Origin of the sequence: Microbacterium sp. UBA1612, assembly GCF_002321605.1 — a bacterium.
Taxonomy (GTDB): Bacteria; Actinomycetota; Actinomycetes; order Actinomycetales; family Microbacteriaceae; genus Microbacterium; species Microbacterium luteum.
Window position 1 is genome coordinate 47427 of sequence record NZ_DCMW01000022.1, and the last position, 26414, is coordinate 73840.

General features: G+C 67.5%; 23 protein-coding genes and 2 pseudogenes. 12 read left to right on the forward strand and 13 right to left on the reverse strand.

The features are described 5' to 3' along the window. Positions 1 to 21: 21 nt before the first annotated feature. Positions 22 to 927: a polyphosphate kinase 2 gene (ppk2, locus tag B3S45_RS09595; protein ID WP_194384604.1), complete on the reverse strand. Its 906-nt coding sequence runs from the start codon at positions 925 to 927 to the stop codon at positions 22 to 24. Between the two features lie 161 nt (positions 928 to 1088). Here ppk2 and B3S45_RS09600 point away from each other — a divergent pair, with 161 nt between their 5' ends. The 9 genes and pseudogenes from B3S45_RS09600 (at position 1089) to B3S45_RS09640 (ending at position 12411) form a co-directional block, all read left to right on the forward strand. Beyond that, positions 1089 to 2114 (forward strand): isopenicillin N synthase family dioxygenase, encoded by a 1026-nt coding sequence (locus B3S45_RS09600; protein WP_286720128.1) that lies wholly within the window; start codon positions 1089 to 1091, stop codon positions 2112 to 2114. 49 nt (positions 2115 to 2163) lie between these two features. Further along, positions 2164 to 3081 carry an ATP-binding cassette domain-containing protein gene (locus B3S45_RS09605; RefSeq protein ID WP_286720130.1) on the forward strand — a complete coding sequence of 306 codons (918 nt, stop codon included), beginning with the start codon at positions 2164 to 2166 and terminating at the stop codon, positions 3079 to 3081. Further along, positions 3078 to 3950, forward strand: coding sequence for an ABC transporter permease (locus B3S45_RS09610; protein WP_083336422.1), 873 nt, complete (start codon positions 3078 to 3080; stop codon positions 3948 to 3950). The genes B3S45_RS09605 and B3S45_RS09610 overlap by 4 nt, the downstream gene beginning before the upstream one ends. Before the next feature lie 169 nt (positions 3951 to 4119). Beyond that, a pseudogene (locus B3S45_RS09615) lies at positions 4120 to 5061 on the forward strand (PLP-dependent cysteine synthase family protein); the annotation flags it as partial. A gap of 38 nt (positions 5062 to 5099) precedes the next feature. Next, positions 5100 to 6260: a cystathionine gamma-synthase gene (locus tag B3S45_RS09620; protein WP_286720137.1), complete on the forward strand. Its 1161-nt coding sequence runs from the start codon at positions 5100 to 5102 to the stop codon at positions 6258 to 6260. 72 nt (positions 6261 to 6332) lie between these two features. After that, positions 6333 to 8681, forward strand: a complete 2349-nt coding sequence (locus tag B3S45_RS09625; protein ID WP_286720140.1) for an FdhF/YdeP family oxidoreductase — start codon at positions 6333 to 6335, stop codon at positions 8679 to 8681. Continuing rightward, positions 8678 to 10717, forward strand: a complete 2040-nt coding sequence (locus B3S45_RS09630; RefSeq protein WP_286720142.1) for a chorismate-binding protein — start codon at positions 8678 to 8680, stop codon at positions 10715 to 10717. The genes B3S45_RS09625 and B3S45_RS09630 overlap by 4 nt, the downstream gene beginning before the upstream one ends. Before the next feature lie 512 nt (positions 10718 to 11229). Further along, complete coding sequence (locus B3S45_RS09635) at positions 11230 to 11433, forward strand: cold-shock protein (RefSeq protein WP_071044020.1); 204 nt, start codon at positions 11230 to 11232, stop codon at positions 11431 to 11433. A 381-nt stretch (positions 11434 to 11814) separates the two neighbouring features. After that, entirely contained in the window at positions 11815 to 12411 is a 597-nt protein-coding gene (locus B3S45_RS09640) for a fatty acid desaturase family protein (RefSeq protein ID WP_286720176.1), read from the forward strand. 25 nt (positions 12412 to 12436) lie between these two features. Here B3S45_RS09640 and B3S45_RS09645 read toward each other — a convergent pair whose 3' ends face one another. The 4 genes from B3S45_RS09645 to B3S45_RS09660 form a co-directional block, all read right to left on the reverse strand. Next, complete coding sequence (locus B3S45_RS09645) at positions 12437 to 13324, reverse strand: DUF808 domain-containing protein (protein ID WP_286720146.1); 888 nt, start codon at positions 13322 to 13324, stop codon at positions 12437 to 12439. A gap of 76 nt (positions 13325 to 13400) precedes the next feature. Continuing rightward, a complete protein-coding gene (locus B3S45_RS09650; protein WP_286720149.1) occupies positions 13401 to 13523 on the reverse strand; it encodes a hypothetical protein in 123 nt (40 codons plus the stop codon). Between the two features lie 248 nt (positions 13524 to 13771). Further along, positions 13772 to 14395, reverse strand: coding sequence for a response regulator (locus B3S45_RS09655; protein WP_286720152.1), 624 nt, complete (start codon positions 14393 to 14395; stop codon positions 13772 to 13774). Next, the gene (locus B3S45_RS09660) at positions 14392 to 15570 is read right to left on the reverse strand and encodes a sensor histidine kinase (protein ID WP_286720154.1); all 1179 of its coding nucleotides are present in this window, start codon (positions 15568 to 15570) and stop codon (positions 14392 to 14394) included. Before B3S45_RS09660 ends, B3S45_RS09655 begins: the two co-directional genes overlap by 4 nt. Before the next feature lie 167 nt (positions 15571 to 15737). On the opposite strand from B3S45_RS09660, the gene B3S45_RS09665 reads away from it, so the two are divergent. From B3S45_RS09665 to B3S45_RS09675, 3 genes are all read left to right on the forward strand, one after another. After that, the gene (locus tag B3S45_RS09665) at positions 15738 to 16808 is read left to right on the forward strand and encodes an FtsX-like permease family protein (protein ID WP_286720157.1); all 1071 of its coding nucleotides are present in this window, start codon (positions 15738 to 15740) and stop codon (positions 16806 to 16808) included. Then, complete coding sequence (locus B3S45_RS09670) at positions 16805 to 17497, forward strand: ABC transporter ATP-binding protein (protein WP_286720160.1); 693 nt, start codon at positions 16805 to 16807, stop codon at positions 17495 to 17497. The genes B3S45_RS09665 and B3S45_RS09670 overlap by 4 nt, the downstream gene beginning before the upstream one ends. Before the next feature lie 245 nt (positions 17498 to 17742). Then, a complete protein-coding gene (locus B3S45_RS09675; RefSeq protein WP_071044171.1) occupies positions 17743 to 17967 on the forward strand; it encodes a hypothetical protein in 225 nt (74 codons plus the stop codon). A gap of 131 nt (positions 17968 to 18098) precedes the next feature. Here B3S45_RS09675 and B3S45_RS09680 read toward each other — a convergent pair whose 3' ends face one another. From B3S45_RS09680 to B3S45_RS09715, 8 genes and pseudogenes are all read right to left on the reverse strand, one after another. Continuing rightward, a complete protein-coding gene (locus B3S45_RS09680; protein WP_071044172.1) occupies positions 18099 to 20237 on the reverse strand; it encodes a malate synthase G in 2139 nt (712 codons plus the stop codon). After that, positions 20237 to 21157, reverse strand: a complete 921-nt coding sequence (locus B3S45_RS09685; RefSeq protein WP_286720165.1) for an NAD-dependent epimerase/dehydratase family protein — start codon at positions 21155 to 21157, stop codon at positions 20237 to 20239. Before B3S45_RS09685 ends, B3S45_RS09680 begins: the two co-directional genes overlap by 1 nt. Continuing rightward, positions 21144 to 22259: a mandelate racemase/muconate lactonizing enzyme family protein gene (locus tag B3S45_RS09690; RefSeq protein WP_071044174.1), complete on the reverse strand. Its 1116-nt coding sequence runs from the start codon at positions 22257 to 22259 to the stop codon at positions 21144 to 21146. The genes B3S45_RS09685 and B3S45_RS09690 overlap by 14 nt, the downstream gene beginning before the upstream one ends. Positions 22260 to 22324: 65 nt before the next feature. Beyond that, complete coding sequence (locus B3S45_RS09695; RefSeq protein WP_176759393.1) at positions 22325 to 23470, reverse strand: ABC transporter substrate-binding protein; 1146 nt, start codon at positions 23468 to 23470, stop codon at positions 22325 to 22327. A 52-nt stretch (positions 23471 to 23522) separates the two neighbouring features. Beyond that, positions 23523 to 24299: an ABC transporter permease gene (locus B3S45_RS09700; RefSeq protein ID WP_286720170.1), complete on the reverse strand. Its 777-nt coding sequence runs from the start codon at positions 24297 to 24299 to the stop codon at positions 23523 to 23525. Positions 24300 to 24304: 5 nt separating this feature from the next. Further along, positions 24305 to 25042: an ABC transporter ATP-binding protein gene (locus B3S45_RS09705; RefSeq protein ID WP_286720171.1), complete on the reverse strand. Its 738-nt coding sequence runs from the start codon at positions 25040 to 25042 to the stop codon at positions 24305 to 24307. 93 nt (positions 25043 to 25135) lie between these two features. Further along, a complete protein-coding gene (locus B3S45_RS09710) occupies positions 25136 to 25768 on the reverse strand; it encodes a helix-turn-helix domain-containing protein (protein WP_071044177.1) in 633 nt (210 codons plus the stop codon). A 336-nt stretch (positions 25769 to 26104) separates the two neighbouring features. After that, a pseudogene (locus B3S45_RS09715) lies at positions 26105 to 26414 on the reverse strand (integrase core domain-containing protein); the annotation flags it as partial.

Genomic DNA, 26414 nt, shown 5'->3' on the forward strand with positions numbered 1-26414 from the left:
GGCGGCCCAGGACGGCGCGCGTCACTCGTCGGCGGTCTCCTGCTTGCCGCGCATGACCAGCTGCGGATCGGGTTCACCGATCACGTCGTGATCCTTGCCCTCGTAGTCGAACTGATTGAGGAAGAACCGCATCGCGTTCAGCCGCGCTCGCTTCTTGTCGTTGGAGCGCACGATCGTCCACGGTGCGTGCTTCTTGTCGGTGCGGCGGAACATCTCCTCTTTCGCGGCGGTGTAGTCCTCCCACCGGTCGAGCGAGGCGATGTCCATCGGCGACAGCTTCCACTGGCGCACCGGATCGAGCTGACGCATGGCGAAGCGGGTGCGCTGCTCGGTGCGCGAGACGGAGAACCAGAACTTCGTGAGGTGGATGCCGCTGTCGATCAGCATCTTCTCGAAGGTCGGCGCCTGATCCATGAAGGTCTCGTACTCCTCGTCGGAGCAGAAGCCCATGACGCGTTCGACGCCGGCACGGTTGTACCAGGAGCGGTCGAACATGACGATCTCACCCGCGCTCGGAAAGTGCTTCGCGTAGCGCTGGAAGTACCACTGGCCCTGCTCGCGCTCAGTCGGCTTCGTGAGGGCGACCACCCGCGAGGAGCGGGGGTTCAGGTGCTCGGTGAAGCGCTTGATGGTGCCGCCCTTGCCCGCCGCGTCACGCCCCTCGAAGAGGATCATGGCGCGTCCGCCGGTGTCTTCGAGCCAGTACTGGAACTTCAACAGCTCCACCTGCAGCCGGTACTTCTCGATCTCGTACTCGTCGCGATCCATGCGCTCGGCGTAGGGATAGCCCTCCTGCCACGTGTAGACCGGATTCCCCTCGGGATCGATCAGGTCCGGGTCGGGTGTGTGCCCGTTCGCGACGGAGTAGCCGCTCTCGCGGAGGTGCTCGATGTACTCGCGCAGGCTCTGGGTCCGCAGGTCTTCCATGATTCGGGATCCTGTCAACGTGTCGTGGCGAACGGGTTAACGACATCTTGCCGCCCGGCGGAGCGCGTCGGCGGCGCTCCGTGACGAGGATGAGGCCTCCAGCGCCCTCCATGACGACATAATTCGCCACCCGCGTCCGGTGACGGCTTATTTTCGTCGTCATGACCGACTCCCCCGTTCCCGTCCTCGAACTTTCCCTGCTGGACGACGGCCCCGAAGCCGCCGACCGCTTCCGCGCCGAGCTGCGTCGCGCCACCCACGAGGTGGGCTTCTTCAGCCTCGTCGGACACGGCATCCCCGACGAGCTGCAGGAGCGCCTGCTGACGACCTCTCGTGCGTTCTTCGCCCTGCCCGACGAGGCCAAGCTCGAGATCGAGAACCTCACCTCACCGCACTTCCGCGGGTACGCCCGCCTCGGCGGCGAGCTGACGCAGGGTCAGGTCGACTGGCGCGAGCAGATCGACATCGGTCCCGGTCGTGAGCCGATCGAGCGCGGCCCGGAGGACCCGGCCTACGTCGTCCTCGAAGGACCGAATCTGTGGCCGAGCGCGCTCCCCGAGCTGCGCGAGGTGGTCGAGGAGTGGTCCGAGACGCTCACCGCGATCGGGCGCCGCCTGCTCGAGGCGTGGGCGCAGTCACTCGGCGCGGAGCCGCACACCCTGCTGGACCTCTTCGCCGAGGACCCGCAGACCCACCTCAAGATCGTTCGCTACCCGGGCGTGCCGGACGACGCGCCCTCTCGCCAGGGCGTCGGCAAGCACAAGGATGCCGGCGTGCTGACGCTGCTGTGGATCGAGCCGGGCGCCGGCGGGCTCCAGGTGGAGTACGAGGGGGAATGGCACGACGTGCCCCCGGTCGAGGGCGCCCTCATCGTCAACATCGGGGAGCTGCTGGAGTGGGCGACCGACGGATACCTGCGCGCGACGGTGCACCGGGTCATCGCTCCCGCCGAAGGCACCGAGCGCATATCGGTGCCCCTGTTCTTCAACCCCGCGCTCGCGGTGCAGATGCCCCGTCTCGACATCGACGAGCAGTACCGGTCGACCTCCCGCGGCATCGAGCAGGACCCCGACAACGTCATCCACGGCACGTACGGCGAGAACCAGCTGAAGTCGCGGCTGCGCGCCCACCCCGACGTGGCGGCCATCCACCACCCGGAGCTCCTCGAGGAGTCCCGCAAGGCCTGAGGACGTCGCGACAGAGTTCGTTCAGACGTATCGACCCAAGGGCGCGCCCGTGCTGCGCGCCCTCGACGGACTCGACCTGTCCGTCCCCGAGGGGACCGTCGCGGCCCTCCTCGGTCCCAACGGCGCCGGCAAGACGACGACCGTGAAGGTGCTCACCACCCTGATACGGCCCGATTCCGGCTCAGCCACGATCGACGGGGTCGACGTGCTCGCCGACCCCCAGGCGATCCGGCGCAGGAGCGGCGCGAGCGGCCAGTACGCCGCCGTCGACGAGAACCTGACCGGGTTCGAGAATCTGCTGATGGTCGGTCTGCTCTACCACCTGGGGCGCCGTGAAGCGACGCGTCGCGCCCGGGAGCTCATCGAGCTGTTCGACCTGGTCGAGGCGCAGAACCGTCCCGTCAAGGGGTTCTCCGGCGGCATGCGGCGTCGCATCGACCTCGCCGGCGCCCTCGTGATCAATCCACCCGTGCTCTTCCTCGACGAACCGACGACGGGGCTCGATCCCCGCAGTCGCCTGGCCCTGTGGGATGTCATCGAGTCCCTCGTCGACGGCGGCACCACGGTGCTGCTGACCATGCAGTACCTCGAGGAGGCCGACCGCCTCGCCGACTCGATCTCGATCATCGACGCCGGCCGCGTGATCGCCGAGGGCACCGCCGACCAGCTCAAGGCCTCCGTCGGCGGACAGCGCGTCGCCGTCACGGTGGTCGACGACGCCCAGGTGGCGCCGGCACGCGAGATCCTGCAGCGCTACGGCACGGGCCCGGTCGCGACCGACGGCGATCGCACGGTCGTCGCACCCGTCGCCGACGGCGCGGAGGCCCTCGCGCGCATCATGGCCGACGCGGCCGACGCCGGCATCGCCCTGCACGACGCCGGGATGCGGCGCCCCACGCTCGATGACGTCTTCCTGCAGCTGACCGGTCATGCCGCCGATGGTGACGACGAGGAGACGGCGGCATGACCACCACCGGCCACGGCACCGGGCACGGCACCGAACGCCCGGCTCGCAGCACCCTCGAGCCGCTGCCCGGCTCACCGCTGTCGCGTTTCCTCTCCGACGGCTATGTCGCGACCTGGCGCAACATCAAGAAGATCGTGCGCGTCCCCGACATCCTCGTGTTCACGCTCATCCAGCCGATCATGTTCGTCCTGCTGTTCACCTTCGTGTTCGGATCGTCCATCGACGTTCCGGGCGAGGACTACACGTCGTTCCTCATGGCCGGCATCTTCGCGCAGACGATCGTCTTCGGTTCCACGTACTCCGGCTCCGCGATGGCGCAGGACCTGAAAGACGGCATCATCGACAGGTTCCGCACCCTGCCGATGAACCCGTCGGCGGTGCTCATCGGCCGCACGCTCGGCGATCTCGTCATCAACGTGCTCTCGCTCGTGGTCATGATGCTCACCGGACTCGCGGTCGGATGGCGCGTCGAGTCCTCGGCGGCGGACTTCGCGATCGGCGTCGGGCTGCTGGCTCTGTTCTCCTACGCGTTCTCGTGGGTGATGGCCTTCCTCGGCATCCTGGTGCGCAGCCCCGAGGTCATCAACAATGCGTCCTTCCTCATCCTCTTCCCGGCCACCTTCATCTCCAACGCCTTCGTCCCCAGCGAGAACCTCCCGGGCCCGCTGCGCATCTTCGCCGAGTGGAACCCGGTCTCCGCGCTCGTGCAGGCGGTCCGCGAGCTGTTCGGCAACGCGCCGACCAGCGCGGCCTCGACCGGCTCGTGGCCCCTGGAGCATCCGGTCGTGTACGTGCTGATCTTCACAGCGGGCATGTTCCTGGTGTTCGTGCCACTCTCGGTGCGCCGGTTCCAGTCCCTGGACCGCTGAGATGCGATGTGTCGTCATGTGACGACACCGGTTCGCCAGGCGAGGCGCCGGCGTCGCAGAATAGCCGGGATGTTCTCGACGTGTCACTGTTGTCTGTAGCGCATACGCGCTTCTTCGACGACCCATCCTCCGCGCGACCGCGCGCGGACACGACACTCCAGGATCCCCCGTGCGCTACGCCGAATCGATCGCCGAGCTCATCGGCAACACCCCGCTGGTCCGCCTCACATCCGTGACCGAGGGCATCCGCGCCACCGTTCTCGCGAAGGTCGAGTACCTCAATCCGGGCGGCTCCGCGAAGGATCGGATCGCGCTCGCGATGGTCGACGAGGCTGAGCGCGCGGGGCTGCTGAAGCCCGGCGGCACCATCGTCGAACCGACCAGCGGCAATACCGGGGTCGCCCTGGCGATCGTCGCCCAGCAGCGCGGCTACCGCATGATCTGCGTCGTGCCCGACAAGTTCGCCGGCGACAAGGTCGCCACCCTGCGCGCCTATGGCGCCGAGATCGTCGAGGTCCCGACGGCGGTGCCGCCGGAGCACCCCGACTCCTACTACTCCGTCTCCGATCGACTCGCCCGGGATATCCCCGGCGCGTTCAAACCCGACCAGTTCTCCAACCCGGCCGCCCCCCGCAGTCACTACGAGACCACGGGGCCGGAGATCTGGCGCGACACCGACGGTCGGGTGACGCACTTCGTCGCCGGCGTCGGCACCGCGGGCACCATCTCGGGAACCGGCCGCTACCTGCACGAGGTCTCCGACGGCCGCGTGCAGATCATCGGCGCGGATCCGGTCGGCTCGATCTACTCCGGCGGCCCCGTGCACGGCTTCCTCGTGGAGGGGGTGGGCGAAGACTTCATCCCGCCGAATTTCGACCCCGACGCCGTCGACGGCTTCGAGCGCGTCTCCGACGCGGAATCGTTCGAGATGACGCGGCGCCTCGCCACCGAGGAGGGCCTGCTCGTCGGCGGCTCGAGCGGCATGGCCGTCGTCGCCGCCCTCCGCACCGCGCGCGACCTTCCGGAAGATGCCGTCGTCGTGGTGCTCCTGGCCGACGGCGGCCGCGGCTATCTCAACAAGCTCTTCGACGACTCGTGGCTCGCCGCCCACCTGCCGTCATCCGATGACACCGACCCCGAGGACACCCCATGAGCTCTCCCCTCGCCCGCGACTTCAACAGCCTCGCCGTGCACGCCGGTCAGGAGCCGGATGCCACCAGCGGCGCCGTGATCCCCCCGGTCCACTTCTCGTCGACGTTCGTGCAGGACGGCATCGGCAACCTGCGCGACGGCTACGACTACGGGCGCGCCGGCAACCCCACCCGCACGGCGCTGGAGCGGCAGCTCGCCGCGATCGAGGGCGCCGACTTCGGCCTGTCTTTCGCGTCGGGCCTCGCGGCGGAAGACGCGCTGCTGCGCGGGGTGCTGCGCCCGGGCGATGAGATCCTCCTCGGAAACGACGCCTACGGCGGAACGTATCGCCTGATCTCGAAGATCCTCGTCCCCTGGGGCGTGACGGTGCGCGTCGCCGACCTCAGCGACCCGAGCGCCGTCGAGCAGGCGCTGTCGGAGACGACCCCGAAGCTGGTCTGGGTGGAGACGCCGAGCAACCCGCTGCTGCGGGTCACCGACATCGCCGCGCTCGCGCGCTCCGCCCATGAGGTCGGCGCCCTGCTCGTCGTCGACAACACGTTCGCGACTCCGGCGCTGCAGCGTCCGCTCGCTCTCGGCGCCGACGTCGTGGTGCATTCGGCGACGAAGTACCTCGGGGGGCACTCGGATGTCGTCGGCGGCGCGATCATGACCTCCGACGCCGACATCCACGAGAAGACGAAGTTCCTGCAGTTCGCCGCCGGCGCCGTCTCGGGGCCGCTCGACGCCTGGCTCACCACGCGTGGCATCAAGACGCTCGGCATCCGCATGGAGCGCCACAGCACCAACGCCCAGCGCATCGCGGAGGCACTCGCCGGCGACCCGCGCGTGACTGCGGTGCACTACCCCGGACTGCCCTCGCATCCGGGCCACGACATCGCAGCGGGCCAGATGTCGGGGTTCGGCGGGATCGTCTCGCTCGATCTGGCGTCCGGCGCACAGGCGCGAGCCTTCTCGGAGGCGACGAAGCTGTTCACCCTCGCCGAGTCGCTCGGCGGCGTGGAGTCGCTCCTGAACTATCCCGATGCGATGACCCATGCCTCGGTGCGCGGCACCGAACTTGCCGTACCCGAGACCCTGGTGCGACTCTCCGTGGGCATCGAAGGTGTCGACGACCTGCTCGCCGACATCGACCAGGCCCTCTCCGCCGCTCTCTGACGGGTGGTCCGCGGCGGTAGTCGAGGCGACGAGCGGACGCACCAGACATTCCCGGTGTGGCACGATGGCGCCATGGCGAAGAAGCCTCCTGCCTCCGACATCGACGAATCCCGCCTGCGCGTCTCCGATCGCAAGAGCACAGCAGTGGGGATTCCCGCCGTCCTCCACGCGCTGCAGATCTCGCAGCAGCAGATGGGGACGGTGCGATCGCTGCGCACGCTCTCGCGGGTGAACCAGAAGGACGGCTTCGACTGCCCCGGCTGCGCGTGGCCGGAAGAGGACAAACGCCACCTCGCGGAATTCTGCGAGAACGGCGCGAAGGCGGTCGCCGAGGAGGCCACCGTCCGCCGCGTCGGGTCCGACTTCTTCGCCGATCATTCGATTGCCGAGCTGCGCGCGCACGACGACTGGTGGCTGGGACAGCAGGGGCGCCTCACGGAGCCGGTGTACCGGGAGGAGGGGGACACCCACTACCGCCCCGTCAGCTGGGACGCAGCGCTGAAGCTCATCTCCGACGCCCTGCGCACGTTGGACGACCCCGATCGCGCCGTCTTCTACACGTCCGGCCGCACCTCGAACGAGGCCGCCTTCCTGTATCAGCTCCTGGTCCGCGGGATCGGCACGAACAACCTTCCCGACTGCTCGAACATGTGCCATGAGTCCAGCGGCTCCGCGCTCACCGAGACGATCGGCATCGGCAAGGGCACCGTCTCCATCGAGGACATCCACCAGGCCGACCTGCTCATCGTCGCCGGCCAGAACCCCGGCACGAATCACCCTCGGATGCTCTCCGCACTGGAGAAGGCGAAGCACCGGGGTGCGCGGATCATCGCGATCAACCCCCTCCCGGAGGCGGGGCTGCTGCGCTTCGAGAATCCGCAGACGGTTCGCGGGGCGCTCCTCGGCGGCACGGCCATCGCCGATGATTTCGTCCAGGTGCGACTCGGCGGCGACCAGGCGCTCTTCCACGGCATCGCCAAACATCTCCTCGAGGCCGAGAGTGCCACCGGCGGCATGCTCGATCACGAGTTCATCGCGACTCACACGAGCGGGATCGACGCCTTCCGCGCGCTCATCGAGGACGCCTCGTGGACCGACCTCGAGGTCGGCAGCGGCCTCGCCGAAGACGAGATCCGACGCGTCGGCGAGGCGGTGCGCACGTCGCGGGCGACGATCGTGTGCTGGGCGATGGGGCTGACCCAGCACAAGCATTCCGTCGCGACGCTGCGCGACGTCGTCAACGTCCTCCTCCTGCAGGGGAACATCGGCCGCCCCGGCGCCGGCGTGTGCCCCGTGCGCGGGCACTCCAATGTGCAGGGCGATCGCACCATGGGGATCTACGAGAAGCCCTCGGAAGACTTCCTCCGCGCGCTGGGCGAGGAGTTCTCGATCTCCCCGCCCCGTGAGCACGGGTACGACACGGTCGAGGCCATCCGCGCGATGCGGGACGGGCGCGTGGACGTCTTCATGTGCATGGGCGGCAACTTCGTCTCCGCCACCCCGGACACCGGCGTCGTCGAGGAGGCGATGACCCGCGTGGGCTTGACGGTGCAGGTGTCCACCAAGCTCAACCGATCCCACGCGGTGACCGGCCGCCGAGCGCTCATCCTTCCCACGCTCGGCCGCACCGACGGCGACCGCCGCGGCGGTCGCGATCAGCGCGTCACGGTAGAGGACTCGATGGGCGCGGTGCACGCGTCGCGCGGCCGACTCGCACCCCCGTCGAAGGAACTTCTGAGCGAGGTGGCGATCCTCGCGAGGCTGTGCGCGGCCGTGTTCGAGGCCGACGGGGCCGGATCGGAGGTGACTCCGCGCGCCGACTGGGCCGCCATGGAGTCCGACTATGCGCTGATCCGTGCGCATATCGCGAAGGTCGTCCCCGGCTTCGAGCGGTATGAGGAACGCATTCAGAAAGGCCGCAGCTTCTTCCTGCCGAACGGCCCGCGCGATGCTCGCCGGTTCGCGACGGTCGACGGTAAGGCGCGTTTCACCGCCAACCGGCTCGAGTACCCCCGCATCCCCCCGGGGCGTCTCCTGCTGCAGACTCTCCGCTCACACGATCAGTACAACACCACGATCTACGGCAAGGACGACCGCTATCGCGGCGTCTACGGCGGCCGACGCATTGTTCTCATCCATCCCGAGGATGTGGCGGAGATGGGCTTCGCCGACGGGGACATGGTCGATCTCGTCTCCGAGTGGACGGCACCCGACGGCTCCGTGCGCGAGCGCCGCGCAGAGGCGTTCCGCATCGTCCCCTACGCCACGCCGCGGCGGAACGCCGCGGCCTACTATCCTGAGACGAATGTGCTGGTTCCCCTCGAGTCCGTCGCCGACGTGAGCAACACGCCGACCTCCAAGTCGGTGGTCGTCCGCCTCGAGGCTCGGGATCAGGCGAGTTCACCGACGCCGTCCTCATGACCGGCGACGACGGCCGTGCGCCCGTCCTCATCGTCGACAACCACGACTCCTACACGTTCAATCTCGTTCAGCTCGTCGACCGCCTGACGGGGATGCGACCCGACGTCGTCGCCATCGACGACTTCGACGTCGACGACGAGTCCGCATACGCGGCCATCATCGTCTCCCCCGGCCCCGGGCACCCGTTGACGGAGCCCCACTTCGGACGATGCCTGGCCCTCTTCCGACGGCGGGAGCGCGCGATCCTCGGCGTATGCCTCGGCCATCAGGGTCTCGTCGCGGCGCACGGCGGCAGCGTCGAGCGGGTCGAACCGGCCCACGGCGTGCTCAGCCGTCTCGAACACGACGGGACGGGCCTCTTCCGCGGCGTTCACGACGACGTGCACGTCGTGCGCTACCACTCGCTCGCCTCCCGCGACGTGCCGGGGATGCTCCGTGTGACCGCGCGCACACCCGACGGGCTCGTCATGGCCGTCGAGCACCGGGAACTCCCCCATGTGGGCATGCAGTTCCACCCCGAATCGGTCCTCACCGAGGACGGCGCACGGATGATCGCGAACTTCCTCGCGCGAGCCGGCGTACCACCCGACGGCGCCGAGGCCCCTCGCGCGGCGCCGGGCCCCCCGAGCGCAACCGAGCCGGAATCCCTGGTGCGGTATCCCCGGTGGGTCGAGCCGGTCGACCTTGCGCCCGTGATGCTCCGCGGGCGCCGGCGCGCCTTCTGGCTCGACAGTGCCGATCGCCGCGACTGGTCAGGGCGCTACTCCGTCATGGGCTACCTCGACGACGACGACACGAGCGTCGTCGTCGGTGGACCCGAACATGAGACACCAGGCGCCCGAGCCGTCCCTCGACGCGACTTCCTCGGCCGCCTGCGCGAGCTCGGCGCGGACAGTCACGGCGAGGATTCCGGCATCCCCTCGATGGGATCCTGGGTCGGCGCCGCCGGCTACGACACCCAGGAGATCCTCGAATCGACGGAGGTGGGTTCACCGACAGACGGCTTCTTCCTGCGCGTCGATCGCGTCGTGGTCTTCGATCACCTCGAGCGCACGGTCCGTTACGGCGCGAGCTCGGTGGCACGGTCGGACGGCGTGCGGGCGCTGCTGGATGCGGCTGCGGACGCCCCGCATCCCGAAACCGAACTCGGGCCCATCGTCGCGGAGACCGACTCGCCGTGGGCTGCGTACGTGCGGGCGTTCGACCGCCTCGACGAAGCCCTCCGGGCGGGCGACACGTATGAGGCCGTGCTCACGTTCCCTCTGCGCTACACGATCCCGGGAGACCCGCTGGATCACTACCTCGCGCTGCGCGCGCGCAGCCCCGCGCCCTATGCGGCGTACCTGCGGCACGACGAGCACGTCGTGCTGTCGGCATCCCCGGAGCGGATGCTGCGCGTGGGAGCCGACGGGCGTGCGGAGGTGCGCCCCATCAAGGGCACGCTCCCCCGCGACGCGGATCCCGAGCGCGACGCCCTGGCCCGGTGGCGCCTGGCCACGGATGAGAAGTTCCGCCGCGAGAACCTGATGATCACCGACCTCGTCCGCAACGACCTCGGCCGGGTGTGCCGACGCGGATCGGTCGCCGTCACCCAGCTCATGGGCGTGGAGTCCTACCGCGGTGTGCATCAGCTCGTCACGGTCGTCGAAGGCTCCCTGCAGGAGGGAACGACCCCGGTCGACGCGCTTCGGGCCGTCTTCCCCGCCGGCTCCATGACCGGGGCGCCGAAGCGGCGCACGATGGAGCTGATCCGCGAGGTCGAGCGCGAGGACCGGCACCTCTACGCCGGCGCGATCGGCTGGTTCGACGCCCGGCAGGCCGATTTCTCGGTCATCATCCGCACTCTCTGGGGTTCAGACGGCCACTATCGCCTCGACGTGGGCGGGGGCATCATCATCGGCTCCACCGCGGAGGCGGAGTTCACCGAGGCGCTGGGCAAAGCGCGCTCGGTCGTCGACCGCCCCCTGCGTGAGGTCACTCCCGATCGTCATAGCGGGGTGCGCGGACCCGACTCGCTGCCGCCAGCGCGTAATTGACGGCGATCATTGCACCGGGCGAGCTGACCGTGCTGCCAACGGCCATCGAACTGATAGACTGAACAGCCCCATCGGGCCACTCATCTTGTTCTCGCGACGCCACCGACGCACCAGCGCAGGTTGACGTTCTCTCCGCGGATTCCCCGAATCCCTGGCCGTCGCACTCGTCGAAAGCTCTCTTGTCCTCTTCTTCTGCCGCGCTCGCGGCCCCTCTGTCCACACCCGTCCTGTCTTGGGCGCAAGCCGATGACGACGTCCACGTCGCCACGCAGTCCGGCGAGTACGCCGGCTTCGTCGCCTCGTCGTCCGGCGGGCGATACGAAGCGCAGAACGCCCGGGGCGACGACCTCGGATGTTACCCCAGCGAGCCTCTCGCCCGCGCTGCCGTCGCCGCATCCGCTGCGCCCCCCACGCGACGACCCACGACCACCCACCACACCCGTCGCGGTCTCACTCGGAGGCCGCACATCCTCGGCCGCTCACGCGGCCGGCACACGAGAAGGAAGAACACGATGGCCACTGGCACCGTGAAATGGTTCAACGCCGACAAGGGATACGGCTTCATCGCCCCCGACGATGGTTCCGCCGATCTGTTCGCGCACTACAGTGCGATCACCGGCAACGGGTTCAAGGAACTGCGAGAGGACCAGAAGGTCGAGTTCGACGCGGAGCGCGGGCCCAAGGGCATGCAGGCCGCGAACATCCGTCCCCTCTGACGGCACGCCATCCCGGGTGTCGTCGGCAGAGCCTGACCGGCACCTGGGAGTACCGCCGTATTCCGCCGCCCGGATACGACACCCCGTAGCGTTCCCCTCAGCGTTCGGCGACCGCCGTTGGCTTCATCGGCCGACACGGTCGCGATCGAAACGCAGGTAGGGACATCTCCTCCACCGCTGCATCCCGTCTGAGACCCGTCAGGCAGACGTACGCCCGCACCGCCGACTTCCCCCGATCGCACGCGCGTACACCGACGGGTCGCAGGTCGTGCGCGAGAGCAGGCTCCTCGGTCGAACACGCTGGTTCTACGGCTTCGTCGGGATCGCGCTGGCGCTCGCGCTCGGGGGCTGCATCACCGGATTCATCCTTCTCGGCGACAGCTGGTTCCAGCTGCTCACCGCCGGAGCACTCGGCATCCTCTTCACACAGGTCGCTTTCCTGGCTCACGAGGCCGCGCACCGTCAGATCCTCGTCACGGGCCCTTCCAACGCGGGTGGGAGATCGCCCTCCTCCTCACGCGATTCGCCCTCATCTGGACGCCGGTGTTCGTCTTTCTGCCGATCGGGATGGCGTTCGCCTTCCTCGGGGTACAGCTCGCGGTGTTCGGCATCTACATGGGCGCCTCGTTCGCACCGAACCACAAGGGCATGCCGGTGATCGACGCGGACGCCAAACTCGACTTCTTCAGCAAGCAGGTGCGCACCTCGCGAAACGTCTCCGGCGGGTGGTGGGCGACCTGGCTCATGGGCGGCCTGAACTATCAGGTCGAGCACCACCTGTTCCCCAACATGCCGCGACCGCACCTCGCACGGGCACGCCAGATCGTGCGCGAGCACTGTCGCACGCTCGAGGTGCCCTACACCGAGACAACGCTGTGGCGCTCCTATGGGATCGTCATCGCCTACCTCAACCGCGTCGGGCTCGCCGCTCGCGACCCGTTCGACTGCCCGGTCACCGCCACGTACCGACGGGTGTGACGGGCCCGCCCGACTCGGGACCGGGTCAGTCGGGGTGAACCGGCTCGCGCCGTCGGAGGCGGGAGACGGCCAACACGATGCCGGCGATCACGAGACCGACGGCCAGCCCGAAGACAGCCGACATCGCGGTCTCCGCGATCCAGACCACGACGACGCCGGCGCCCTCGATGAGATGAGTCGCCGCGTGAACCAGGTCATGCGGGCCGCTCCAGAACGTCTCACCCAGGTTCTCGATGAGCAGATGTCCACCGACCCACAGCATCGCGACGGTGCCGATGATGCCGATCACACGAAAAACCGTCGGCATGGATGCGACCACGCGTGCCCCGGTGCGCCGCATCCCCCGCTTCGGGCTCTTCATCAGACGAAGACCGATGTCGTCGATCTTCACCAGGAGCGCGACAGCGCCGTAGACGAGCGCCGTCATCGCCAGCCCGATCACGAGCAGGGCTCCGAGCGTCATCCAGATGTCCAAGCCCGGATCGAGGCTCGTCAAGGCGATGAGCATGATCTCGGTGCTGAGGATGAGGTCGGTGCGCACCGCCCCGAAGACGAGCTTGCCCTCGTCTCGAGGGCCGTCCTCTGCCGGACCATGATGCAGGCCGAACCACTCCAGCACCTTCTCCGCACCCTCGAAGCATAGGAAACCCCCACCGAGGATCAACAGGTACGGAAGCACCCACGGAGCGAACGCGGTCAGCACGAGCGCGATCGGGATGATGATCACGAACTTGTTGACGAGGCTCCCGAGCGCGATCTTCCACACGACGGGCAGTTCGCGCGCCGGCGTGATTCCCTGCACGTACTGCGGCGTGACGGCGGCATCGTCGATGACCACCCCGGCCGTCTTCGCGCTCGCCTTCAGCGCCGCGCTCAGGATGTCGTCGACGACGGCCAGAAGTCCAACCGACATGTGCGCTCCCCCACCCGTTCCCGCACTCACGCTAGCAGCGCGAACTCTTTCACGACGCCTGACCGGTTCCGTGGCGTCAGCTGGAGGCGGTGGTCGTCCGCAGAGCCCACGCCCGCACCGAGATCATCGTCCTGATCCACAACGACCACGCCATCATCAGCGCCCGCAGCAGCGGCGAAATCCTCGCCAGCTCCACCATCGACCCCACCTCACTTCGCGTTCGTGTTCGGACCTCCGCCATGATCTCGGCAGCCTTTGCCTTGCTCACACTTACGCTCGCGTGGACGAAGACAGGGGAGCTTCCCGCGAGGAGGTTTCCCCCGTCGTTCCCTGACTCATCACATGCGACAACGAGTGGCTGCGTTGTTCCGCTAGTTGATACGTCCTCCGGCACTTGCTCATCGTGCCACTAGGGGTGCAGCTTTGTCGCAGTGTCCGGGGCGCGGTTCAGCGGAGGATGCCGCGCCGCCGGGCGGCTGACACCGCGGACGTGCGGGAGGTGACATCGAGTTTGGTGAAGATGTGGGCGAGGTGGGATTTCACGGTGGGTTCGCTGACGTAGAGGTCGGTGGCGATCTCGGCGTTGGAGCGGCCGTCGGCGACGCGTTCGAGGACTTCGATTTCGCGGGAGCTGAGGCTGATCTGTGGGGATCGCATGCGACCCAGCAGTCGGGAGGCGATGACGGGGGCGAGTGCGGATTCGCCGGCGGCGGCGGCGTGGACGGCGGTGACGAGTTCGTGTGGGGGCGCGTCTTTGAGCAGGTATCCGCTGGCGCCGGCTTCGACGGCGCCGAGGATGTCGGCGTCGGAGTCGTAGTTGGTAAGGACGAGCACGTAGGGGGCGGCATCGAGGGCGCGGATGTGGCGGGTGGCATCGGCACCGGTTTCGGCGCTGTTCCCGAACTGGAGGTCCATCAGGACAACGTCGGGGTTCTCGCGTTGTGCCGCGGCGATGGCTTCTTCGGGGGTCGCGGCTTCCGCGACAACGGTGAGGTCCGCTTCTTGATCGAACAGTGCGGTGAGGCCGGCGCGGACGATGGGGTGGTCATCGGCGATGACGAGGCGGATCATGCGGCTCTCACTGGGCTGAGAGTCACGGTGAGGGTCGTTCCGTGGCCGGGTGTGGAGTCCACCAGGAGGGTGCCGCCGAGCTGTTGCACGCGTTCGTGGGTGGCCTGCAGGCCGAAAGAGTCGGATTTGCCGTGGCGGGTTGCGGGCGAGCTGGGGTCGAATCCGATGCCGTCGTCGCTCACGGTGAAGACGAGCTCGTCCGGGGTCGTGGCGAGAGTGATGGTCGCTGTGGCGGCCTCTGCGTGTTGGAGCACGTTGGCGATCGCGCCTTGCGCGATGCGCAGCAGCGCCGTCTGCAGATGCATGGGCAGCTCGATCGTGTCGGACACTCGCACATGGACGGTGAGTCCTTGGTTGGACCACTGGCCCTTGGCGAGGCGTCGGAGGGCGCCGCCGAGGCCGTGGCTGTCGAGGTCGGGCGGTGTGAGCTCGCGGATGAATCGGCGTGCGTCGGCGAGGTTCGTGGCGGCGGTTTCCCGGGCAAGCCGGATGTGTTCGACGCCGGGCCGGTCGGGGTCTGCGCGTTCGGCCGCGTACAGAAGCATCTGGATACTGGAAAGTCCTTGGGCGAGGGTGTCGTGGATCTCTTTGGCGAGGCGGGCTCGTTCGGCGAGCACCCCGGATTCGTGTTCGATCGCCGCGAGTTGGCCACGGGTAGCGAGGAGTTCCTGCATCAGAGCTTCGCGTTCGGCAGCTTCCCTTGCCAACGCCTGATACCCCAACCCGATCAGCAGGGCGACCCCGGCTCCGACGATCGGGCCGACGACACCGCCGATGCTCCACCCTCCGTGTGCTCCCAACGCGGTGATCGCCACGGCCGTCGCGGCCACGATCGCCGCGGATCCCCACCCCGCACCGAGTAGGTGCAGGTAGAGGAAGAACAGCGGGAACACCAGGTACGCGGCCTCGGGGATCAGCCACATCAGCACGACCCATTCCAGGGTCAACGCGACCAGCCAGATCAGCCGCGCCGCGCGTCCCCGGGAGCGGCGGGCCAGATAGGCACCGGACCCGTAGGTGGCGAGCGTGAGCAGAGCGAGACCGATCACGGCCGCGCTGGCGTCCGCGGGGGCGAGGATCGCCCGTCCGATGATCAACGCGATGAGCGCAACGAAGAGCACATGCAGGCCCGTGCGCAGGCCCGCGAACACGGGTGTCAGCACGGAGTGAGGCATGCCCGAATTTTATGTCCCGGCCCTGGACCGCGAATCATCCGAAAGGTCCACTCCCCCGTCCTTCGTTTGATGCTCCGCAGCCGTGCCGAGGACCGATGCCTCACTCCCCTCCCCGGCGGGACAGTGGTGATGTCACAGATCAGCCGGTCACCGGAAAGGACCACACCATGTTCGTCGCCTTGCGCGATCTGCGTTTCGCCCGAGGGCGATTCCTTCTCATCGGTTCCGTCGTCGGGCTCATCACCGTGCTCGTGGGCTTCCTCAGCGGCCTCACCGGTGGGCTCGCAATCCAGAACATCTCCGCTGTTCTCGCGATCCCCGGCGATCGGGTCGTGTTCTCCGCGCCGTCTTCTGGCGAGCCCGGAGCGAGCTTCTCTGATTCGGTGATCACCGAGCAGCAGGCCACCGACTGGGCCTCCACGGCCGGGGTGACCGCGGCTCAGCCGATCGGGATCAGCCAAACCCGCGGTGAAGCCGGTGACACCCGCACCGCGATCGCCGTGTTCGGCGTCCAGCCCGGATTCAACGACACCGCCCCGACCGCTGACGGGAAGCTCGGCCTCTCCACACCCGCCGCTGACGCCCTCAATGTCACAGCAGGTGACACGGTCACCATCGCCGGCACGCCCTTCACCGTCGACACCATCGCCGGTGACGCCTGGTACAGCCACACCCCGGTCGTCGAGATGACCCTGACCGACTGGCAGGCATACTCCGCGGCCACCGGCAACCCCGACGCCTACGCAACCGTGCTTGCCGTCTCCGGGAGCCCGGACTGGGATGCTGCGGACACCGCCCACCAGACCGTGTCCGAGAGCGTTCTCGGGTCGCTCACCGCGCTAAGCGCGTTCCGCTCCGAAATCGGGTCGCTTCTTCTGATGGTGGCGATGCTGTTCGGCATCTCCGGGCTGGTCATCGGCGCGTTCTTCACCGTCTGGACCATGCAACGCAAGGGCGATATCGCGGTCCTGAAAGCACTTGGTGCCAGCACCCGCTCCCTCGTCCGAGACGCCCTTGGGCAAGCCCTCATCGTGCTCCTTCTCGGCATCGGTGTCGGGCTCGGGCTCGTCGCCCTCTTCGGAGCCCTCGCAGGCACCGCACTGCCGTTCCTGCTCAGCCCGATCACGACCCTCCTGCCCGGGGTGATCATGATCGCTCTCGGTCTCGCCGGGGCCGCGTTCGCCCTCCGATCCGTCACCTCCGCCGACCCCCTCACCGCCCTCGGGAGCAACCGATGATCCGCCTCGACAACATCCACCTCACCTTCCCCGACGGAGACGCCCGCGTCACCGCTGTCAACCACGTCACCCTCACCGCGCACCCCGGAACGGTCACCGGCATCACCGGGCCCAGCGGCTCCGGCAAATCCAGCCTCCTCGCCGTCGCCGCTACCCTCATCCGGCCCGACTCCGGCACCGTCCTGATCGACGACATCGACGCCACACGCCTCGACCCAAAAGCTGCGACCGAGCTGCGCCGCGACAAGATCGGCATCGTGTTCCAGCAGTCCAACCTCGTCCCCTCCCTCACCGCGATGGAACAGCTCGCCGTCATGAACGAGCTCGGCGCCCCACACTCCCGCCGCCACCGCGCGAAAGCAACCGCGCGAGCCGGTGAGCTCCTCGATGCGGTGGGCCTCGCCGACCAGCGCGACAAGCGGCCGCACCAGCTCTCCGGCGGGCAGCGGCAGCGCGTGAACATTGCCCGGGCCCTGATGAACGACCCCAGCGTGCTCCTCGTTGATGAGCCCACCAGCGCCCTCGACCAGGAGCGCGGAGCCAGCATCATTGAGCTGATTCTGCAACTCACCGACCAGCTGAACACGTCCACACTGCTCGTCACCCACGACCTCGTCCACCTCCCCCGCATGCACGGTGTCGTCCACCTCGTCGACGGGAAACTTGTCGACACGGCAGTCGGCGCCTAGCCGGTCCTGCACCGGATCAATCCGGCGCGCGATCGCCCGGCCCGTAGCGCGAATCCGGGACCGACGTACGTCGTTGATGCACAACGGCGTGCGCCGGTCCGCTTCCATTCGAGACGATTCCGGGTGACTAGCGCGGGGCGCATACCCCCACGGTGAGCCGTTCACCCCCCACGGACCACCTAGGCCGTGTTGATCAAGTCTGATTTGATCCAGATCAGCGTGGCGGCGAGGCTGATGGCGGCTCGGTGTCGGTCGTCCTCTACGCGGCATTCGCCGCGCTCCTCCTGCGGCGGGCCGGAGCACTCGGCGATGCCGGCGCCGTCTCACAGGTGGCGACCTGGGTGCTGTTCGCATACTTCGGCATCGGCGTGCTGCTGAACGCCATATCGAGGAGCCGACCGGAACGCATCGTGATGACGCCGGTGTCTGCGGTGCTGACTGCCTGCGCGGTCGTGATCGCGCGGGGCTGAAGAGACCAAGCGCTCCGCTGATCGGCGTCATCGATCGACCGCTCGGGTCAACCACCCGCCCCCCGGTGATCGCCAGGGTAGTAGGTGCACGGTACTCCGCTTTCACTCAGCGACGTGGGTGGCGCGCGTCATCATCGCTCAGCTCGGACCCGCGCCATCCGCGCTCTGCATTTCGCGAGTCGGCGGAAGCGATGAAGCGCGGTTTCGGTGTACCCGTTCGGATGGTCGGCCCATTCGAAGATGAGGCTTCGCGCCGCGCGGAAGGCATACGAATCCGAGTCCAATGGCACGTGTGCGGGTTCATTCGCTGACTGGTTGTCGACGAGGCGGGCCATTCGGTCGAGCGCCTCGTCGACCTGCGCCGGGCTCACGAGATCGTGGTGGAGCCAGTTCGCGACGAGCTGACTCGAGATCCGTAGCGTCGCTCGATCCTCCATTCGTCCGACGCCATCGACGTCGGGGACCGTGGAGCAGCCGATGCCCTGGTCGACCCAGCGGGACACGTAGCCGAGGATGGCCTGCACGTTGTTGTCGAGCTCGCGCTGCACGTACTCGGTAGAAAGGTCGGCGGGGTCGACGACGGAGGCGGTCAGCAAGGCCGAGAGGTCGTCGCCCCCGGTGCTCTCAACGACCAATTTACGCTGACGTGAGCGCACGTCGACATCCCAATAGTGCAGCGCGTGCAGGGCGGCGGCCGTGGGGGACGGGACCCACGCGGTGCTGGCGCCGGCGGTTGGGTGCGCGATCTTCTCCGTCATCATTCGGCCCATCTCGTCGGGTTGAGCCCACATGCCCTTACCGATCTGACCGCGGCCCGCGAGCCCGGCCCGCAGCCCGGCCGCAACGTTGCGCGATTCGTACGAAGCCATCCATGCTGCACTGCGCAAGCTATCCCGACCGGGAACGACTCCCGCGTTCATGACGCTGCGGATCTCGTCGCCCGATCTGTCGAGGAACCCGGTGTTGATGAACACGACACGATCGGAGGCCGCAGCGATGCACGCACCGAGGTTCGCCGATGTTCGGCGCTCCTCATCCATGAGGCCGAGCAGCAGAGTGTGCTCGCGCAAGCCGAGGAGCGCTTCCACGCGTGCGAACACCTCGACAGCGAGCGCGACTTCGGTGGGGCCATGGAGTTTCGGCACAACGACGGCGAGGGTTTGTTCGGTTCGGCCGCCGCGGCTGGCGAGGGTCGCGCACAGTGCCGTGATCGCGATGTCGAGGATGCCCTCCGGCACCGGCTGCCCGTCGGCGTCCAGCACCGCGTCGGTGGTCATGTGGAGCCCGACGCCGCGGACGAGCATGTGAGAGCGGCCGGGCAGCTGGGTCAGTGCACCACCGGGCGTTCTCAGCACGATGGGCGGGGCGAGGCTCCTGTCGATGACGGAGCCGGCCTTGAGGAACCGCGCGGTGAGGTCGCCGCGGCACAGTCCCCACCAGTTGCGGTAGGCGAGCACCTTGTCGTCGGCATCGACGACCGCGACGGAGTCCTCGAGATCGACGATCGTGGTGGGAGCCGCCTCGATACGAACATCCGAGATACCCGCGGCGTCGACGGCGCCGGGGCTCGTCGACCGATCGATGTCGACGAGAAGACGCAGCCCGTTGTGCTGCAGTGCGATCATCGTCGGCTGTTCTGGTTCGCCCGAGAAGCCGACGAAGCCCTCCGGCGCCAGGAGCCCCGTGCGCGCGCCCCTGGCGTGCACGATGAGAGCGCCATCGACGACCGAGAATCCGGTGGTGTCGGCGTGACTGCCGGTTTCGAGTGGTACGTGATGGTCCAGAAGCTCGCGCACGGTTCGCACGACTGTCGCCGGGCGATCGGAGATCTGCTCCTGCGGGATGAGGGCGTCGGTTCCGTATATCGAGTCGTACAGGGAAACCCACCGCGCATTCACGGCGTTGATCGCGTATCGAGCGTTCGTGACCGGGACGACGAGCTGAGGGCCGCACTGTGCCGCGAGCTCGGGAGCCGCGTTCGCCGTCGTGACGCTCGGGTCGCGGTCGGGCACGAGGTAGCCGATGTCTCGCAAGAACGCCGTGTACTCCTGGCTGCCAGCGCGACCCGGGTGCGCGGCATGCCACGCATCGAGCCGGTGCTGCAGACGAGCCCGTTCGGCGAGCAGACCGTGGATGCGTGGCGTGACGGCCTCGAAGATGCTTTCCAGCCCCGACCAGAACCCCTCCCGTGTCAGGCCGGTGCCGCTGAGCGCGTCACTGACGAACGCATCGAGCCCGGTTGCAACTGTGAGGCTTCGGTCCGTGGGCATCACGACGTCGCCTCCGCCGCGAGCGGATTGCCCTTGTCGTCGAGGTAATTGCGCCAGGAACGGCGCGGCGACCATCCGAACAGGGCCTCGGCCTTACCTGAGTCGATTCCCGAGGCATCCGTCCGCGACAGCGGGGCGACCGGGACACCGGGATGCAGCCGTGTCATCTCCTTGGCGAGGTCGCGCCCGCCGATGTTGTCCGCGGCGGCGGCGAAAACCGTTTCGTGGCCGCCGTTCGGCCTCTCGACGCACGCGAGGAGCAGATCGGCGAGATCGTCGACATCGATGTACGACCAGAAGACCGCGCTCGTGAGATCGGGGTCGTCGAAGAACGGGCGGAGATTCGATGCGTAGGTGTCGGCTGTCAACACCCACGTCGGACGTACCGAGACGGCGGATCCACCCGTGCGCGTGACAAACGCCTCGCAGAGCATCTCTCCCACTCGCTTCGAGAGACCGTACGCGTCGTGCGCGAGTTCCGGATGCGTCTCGTCGATGGGGCAACGCAGCCCCTCGAACGGCGCATGCGCCCAGGTCATCCCGGTGACCGAATCGCTGCTGAGGTTCACGACGCGGGGGACGCGGTTCGCCGTCGCCGCCTCGAGCACGGCGAACGTTGCCGCGACGTTCGTGAGGAAGACCGTGTGCGCGACGTTGCGGGTCGGTTCCGGAATTCCTGCGGCGTGGACGACCGCGTCAACGTCGCGAACGATGGCGAAGGCGTCGCCGGGCTGGGTGAGATCGGCCTGAACATATCTCACGTTCGACCCGTCGGCGTCATACGTCGGGCGACCCAGATCGGTGGCGATGACCTCGTGTCCGGCCCCGGCGAGCGCGGCAACGGTCGCAGCGCCGACCTTTCCTCTTGCGCCGGTGACGAGAACGCGTTGCGGCGTTGAGTTGCGATCACGCGTCGACATACGTGCGGTGTCCTTCCATGAGTACCTCTTCGTCGACGTCGATGCCGAGCCCCGGGCTGTCCGGAATTGCGATCCTGCCGTCCTCGATCGAGGCGATCCCGAAGCCTGCGGCGGGGGCGACCCGCTCGAGCATGGGGGACAGATGGAAGGGATACTCGATGAGGTCGACGCCCGGCAGCCCTCCCGCGACGAGCGCATTCGCGGCGATCGTCACGGGGCTGCCGTGCAAGTGCATGACGACGCGGGCCCCGCGGGATGCGGCCGCTGTTCCCATTCGATGCGCTTCCGTCAGCCCGCCACAGATCGACGCATCGGGTTGAATGACGGAGATTGCGCTCGACTGCAGCGCATCGAGCGCCTGCGCGGTGCTGAAGAGGTGCTCCCCGTAGGCGATCGGGACCGGGGACGCGCCGGCGATCCGCGAGATCGCTGCGTGTTGCGTGCTGGGCACAGGCTCTTCGAACCAGGACACGCGAAGGTCGGCCAGCACCAGTGCCATCTCCATCGCTTCGCCCACGCTGAACAGCTCGCTGCCGTCGACCATGATGTCTGTCTCGACCGGGAGCAGCGGACGCAGGTCTCTCAGTATGCGCATCGCATCCCGCCAAGCCGGCCCGATGCGCATCTTCACCTTGCGCACGCCGCGCTCGAGCAGCGGAGCGAGCAGTTCGAAGTGAGCTGACGCGGCGCGGGATTCCAGGAAATGGCTGTTGCCCGCGTACACCTCGACATGATCACGAAGCCGCGGTGCGGGTGCGGCGCTGCGACCGTGTTGTTTGCCGGCAGCATCGGCGATGGCGATTTCCAGTGCGCTCAGCGCCTGAGCCGACGCGTAGGTCGAGCCGAGCGTGCGTGCCGTGGCCGAACGTACTGCTGCAAGGCGGGCGGGTGCCGAATCGAGGGGATGGCCGATTACCGCAGGCCCCCACACGTCGTCGACGATGCGTTCGAGCACCGTCGGGTACGAGACGCCGAAGCTGTCGCAGCTCTCGCCCCAACCGACGACGCCGTCGGTCGTCTCGACGCGGACGAAGAAGAGGGACATCCGCGCGTAGTCGGTGCTGAGTCGTGCGGGCAGCGCGGAGATGCGCGAGATGATCATGGTGACGCCTTTGAATCGAAGCGGGTGGTGACGGTGAGGGGACGGCCGCGCCGCCCCCTCACTCGCTAGTCGAGCGTGATCGACGGGTCGAGGAACTCGTTTGTATAGATGTCGTCGGGGGTGAGGTCGGCGGCGATCTCCACGCCGGTCTCGCTGAAGACTCCAGTCAGCAGTTCGGTCATCCGCTCCATCCGAGCGGGGTCGAACGAGCCGAAAACGCCGTCCGTGCCGTCGGTGACGATCCCCTCGTTCAGCATGACGCTGTGCACCTCGCTCGCCATCTCGGGGGTGATCTGGAAGAACTGGTCCATCTCGATGAGGTAGTCGGAGATGGCCTGGTTGACCGCTGTCGGGTCGTTCATGTAGTCCACCTGCGCCTGCTGCATAGCGGGAATCAGCTGGGCGAGACAGTCCGCCTGCGCCTCGACGACATCGGGCTTGGCTGACCATGCCGCGGGGTAGATGTCGTATCCGGAGTCGGCGATCAGGAAAGAATCGACCTCGCGTCCGTAGTCGGGGTAGTCGACCATGAGGCGATAGGGCTCCTGCGTGATGTAGCCCTGCATCACGACGGGCTCGCCCGCCACGAGCCGGGTCACCGAGCCGTCGAACGAGCCGTCGACCTGATCGGGGCGCACGTCGCCCTCAGCCAGCAGGTAGTCCATGTAGGTCGCGCCCTGGAAATAGAGCACAGTCGCGTCGGCGTCACCGATATCGGAGATCGAGTCGAACGAATACCGCTCGGGATCCCACAGCAGAATCTGAGGGTTCACTTGCAGCGGGGTGTAGACGGCCTGCGTCGGCTGGCTCTCGGAGAGCTTGACCGACTCGTCGGTGTCGATCATGGCGAGCATGATCGAGTCGTCTGAGTAGAGCACCGCCGTTGACTGCTGGAAGCCGATGAAGGGGCCACCGCTTCGCACCTCGATCGTGACGTTGTCATCGGCGATGGCGGGTCCGGAATACACTCCGGCGTCCGCGTCGATCGTGGCGTCGGCCGGGTCGATCATCGCATAGGCGGCGGAGTGTTCGGGCTCGGGGTACCAGTTCGTCTGCAACACGACGGTGCTCGGGCACGCGCTCAGCGCGCCGTCGCCGCCGGCCGACTCTGCCTCCGCAGCCGTCGGCGTCGAAGATGCGCAGCCCGCGAGGCTGAAGGCGGTGAGTGCGAAGACGCCGGTCGCGGCGAGGGAGATTCTGCGAATGGGCATGGGTCCTCCGGGTTCGTGAGTCGGGTGGTGCTGGTCGTGGTTGGAGCGTGGGTCAGCGGCGGTCGGGCTGATGCCAGGCGCCGACGGCGAGCTTCGAAAGCAGGCCGAAGAGCCAGAAGACGACGAGGCCGAGCGCGGAGGCGAGGATGATGGCGCCGTAGAGCATCTCGCCATCGAGCAGATTGCGATACGTGTCGATCGCCAGCCCGATTCCGGACTGCCCGCGTCGGAAGAAGAAATCGGCGACGATGGCGCCGACGACGGCCATCCCTGCAGAGATCCGCAGACCTGTGAAGATCGCGGGCAGCGCGGCCGGAAACTCGAGGCGGCGCAGCGTGGTCCACCGTGAGCTGTGGGTGATCTTGAACAGATCGCGCATCTGTGGAGACACCGACTGCAGGCCGAAGAGCGTGTTCGTGATGATCGGGAACAGGGCGATCAGGACGACGACGAGGATGCGGCTGCCGAAACCGTAGCCGAGGGCAAACGCGATCAGCGGCACGATCGCCAGAATCGGCACGCTCTGCAGTGCGACAGCGTAGGGGTACAGGGTCGTTTCGACCCACCTCGCCTGGCTCATGAGGGTCGCGGTGACGATTCCGATGACGGCCGCGATCAACAGGCCGATGAGGGCGACGCCTGCCGACACCGCGAGGGGTCGCAACAGATCCATGAGGTTGTTGCCGTCGAGGAAGGCGACGACCACGATCTCGTGGGGCATCGGCAGGATGAAACGACGGCTGGGGGAGAGCAACAGGCCGCTGATGAGGTACCAGATCGCCACGACGCCGGCGGCGAACGCGACGGGCAAGAGTACGCGTGCGGTCATCCGGCTCATGACATCGCTCCCTTCAAGACGTCCGATATCTCGCTTGAGAGGGCGGCGAACTCCGCTGAGTATCGTGTGTGCTCATCGCGTTCAGCGCCGAAGGGGACGTCGTATTCGCGGATGATGCGGCCGGGATGCGCGCCCATCACGACGACGCGTGTGCCCATGTAGATCGCCTCGGCTATCGAGTGCGTGACGAACACTCCCGTGAACCGCTCGCGTTGCCACAGAGCGCGGAGGTCGTCGTTGAGACGTTCCCGGGTGAACTCGTCTAGGGCGCCGAATGGCTCGTCGAAGAGGAAGAGCTCAGGGTCGCGTACTAGCGAGCGTGCGAGGGATGCTCGCATTCGCATACCACCGGACAGTTGATGAGGGCGGTTCTGTGAAAAATCCTGCAGTCCGACGAGTTCCAGCGTGCGAGCGACGCGTGAGGAGACCTCTCGCTGGGGCAGTCCATCGAGTTCCGCTAGGAGTGCGACGTTGCGGGCGACGGTGAGCCAAGGCAACAGAGTCGCCTCTTGGAACACATATCCGATGCGATCGGTCGACACCGTCGCGGCACCCGAGGTAGCGCTTTCGAGGCCCGATGCGAGGCGGAGAAGCGTCGATTTGCCGCAGCCGGACGGGCCGAGCAATGTGACGAACTCGCCCGGTTGGATCGTCAGATCGACCTTTGACAACGCCGTCGTTCCGTTCGGAAACCGCACGCCGACATCGCTGAATTCGACGGCCGCCGCAGTCATCTCCACCTCCAATATTGATATGAGCAATACTGACGAGAAGATGTTTCGTTGATATTTCGCGATGGTTGCCAGCCCGTTGAGATGGCTGATGGGTCAAATATGCATTTCCGAAATATTCGCTGTCGCGGCGATTGGCTGGGCCTGCGTCACAAGCACCCGCGCTGGCCATGCCCCGACGGTGCGCCAGCGGTGGCGCACGCCGCCGCCGAAGTAGAGGGTGTCTCCGGGCCCGAGCATGAAGAGTCCGTCGTCCGCCAGGTCCACTTCGAGTTGGCCCGAGATCACGTACATGAATTCTTCGCCGGTATGCTCGTAGAAGTCCTCGAACTCGGTGACCTGGGTGACAAACTCCATGGGGTACATCGCGCGAGCGCCGAACACGAGCGACTTCGCCTGCCCGTCCACTTGCGAGACCATCCGTCCCTCATTGACTCTGACGAGGCTGACCCTGCCGTTGCCGGAGTGACTGTCGTCTTCCGGATTGGCGCCGGTATCGGAGAGCAGTGCGGGCGTCGTCGTGCCCAGAGCCGCGGCTATGCGGTGGAGCGAGGGCATGCTCGGCCGGGCGCGCCCACGTTCGATCTGGCTCAGGAAGGGCTGCGAGAGCTTTGCCTTGGCGGCGAGAACCACGAGCGTCATACTCCTGCTCTTGCGCAGCGCCGCGATGCGGCCGCCGAGCTCCTCTCGCATCCGCTGGTCCGCCCCAGGGGGCTCGGCCGTCGTCATGCCACCACACTAAGAGGTCGCGCCACTAGGCGCCGTCGCCAGGACCAGGCGCCCGGGTCGTGCTGTCGCTGTGCCCTTCGAGCGGAGTTGTCGCGGACCCAGCCTTGCCCCGATGCTCTCCGCCTTTGATCAACCGAAATCGATCGTTTTCGGTGGGTGCACATCCTCGTTGCTAACGTGCCCACCATGGTCCTCACCGCAGCCCAGCGAGCAGCTCTGACCCAGATACTCGATACAGCGTCCGATCTTAACCGCTGGCGTCTCAGGGCTCATCGCGTCGAGGAGCCCCAGCGCGAAAGTGAGGGGGCTGCTGAACGGATAGGTGACAGTTTCTAGTCACGCCGCGAGGGCGACGGACTTGCTCATGATCGTCTCGAATTCGACGGGGGTCAAACGGCCAAGAGCGGCCTACCTGCGGCGCCGGTGGTAGGTGCGTTCGATTCAGGTCACGATCGCGAGGCGGAGCTGCTCGCAGGTGGTCCAGGAGCGGCGGTTGAGGACGTTCTTCTGCAGCAGGCTGAAAAAGCTCTCCATGGCGGCATTGTCGCCGGCGGCGCCCACGCGGCCCATCGATCCGACCATGCGGTGGGCGGCCAGAGCCCGCAGGAACTTCCGGCTGCGGAATTGACCGGGTTCAACCGGTCGT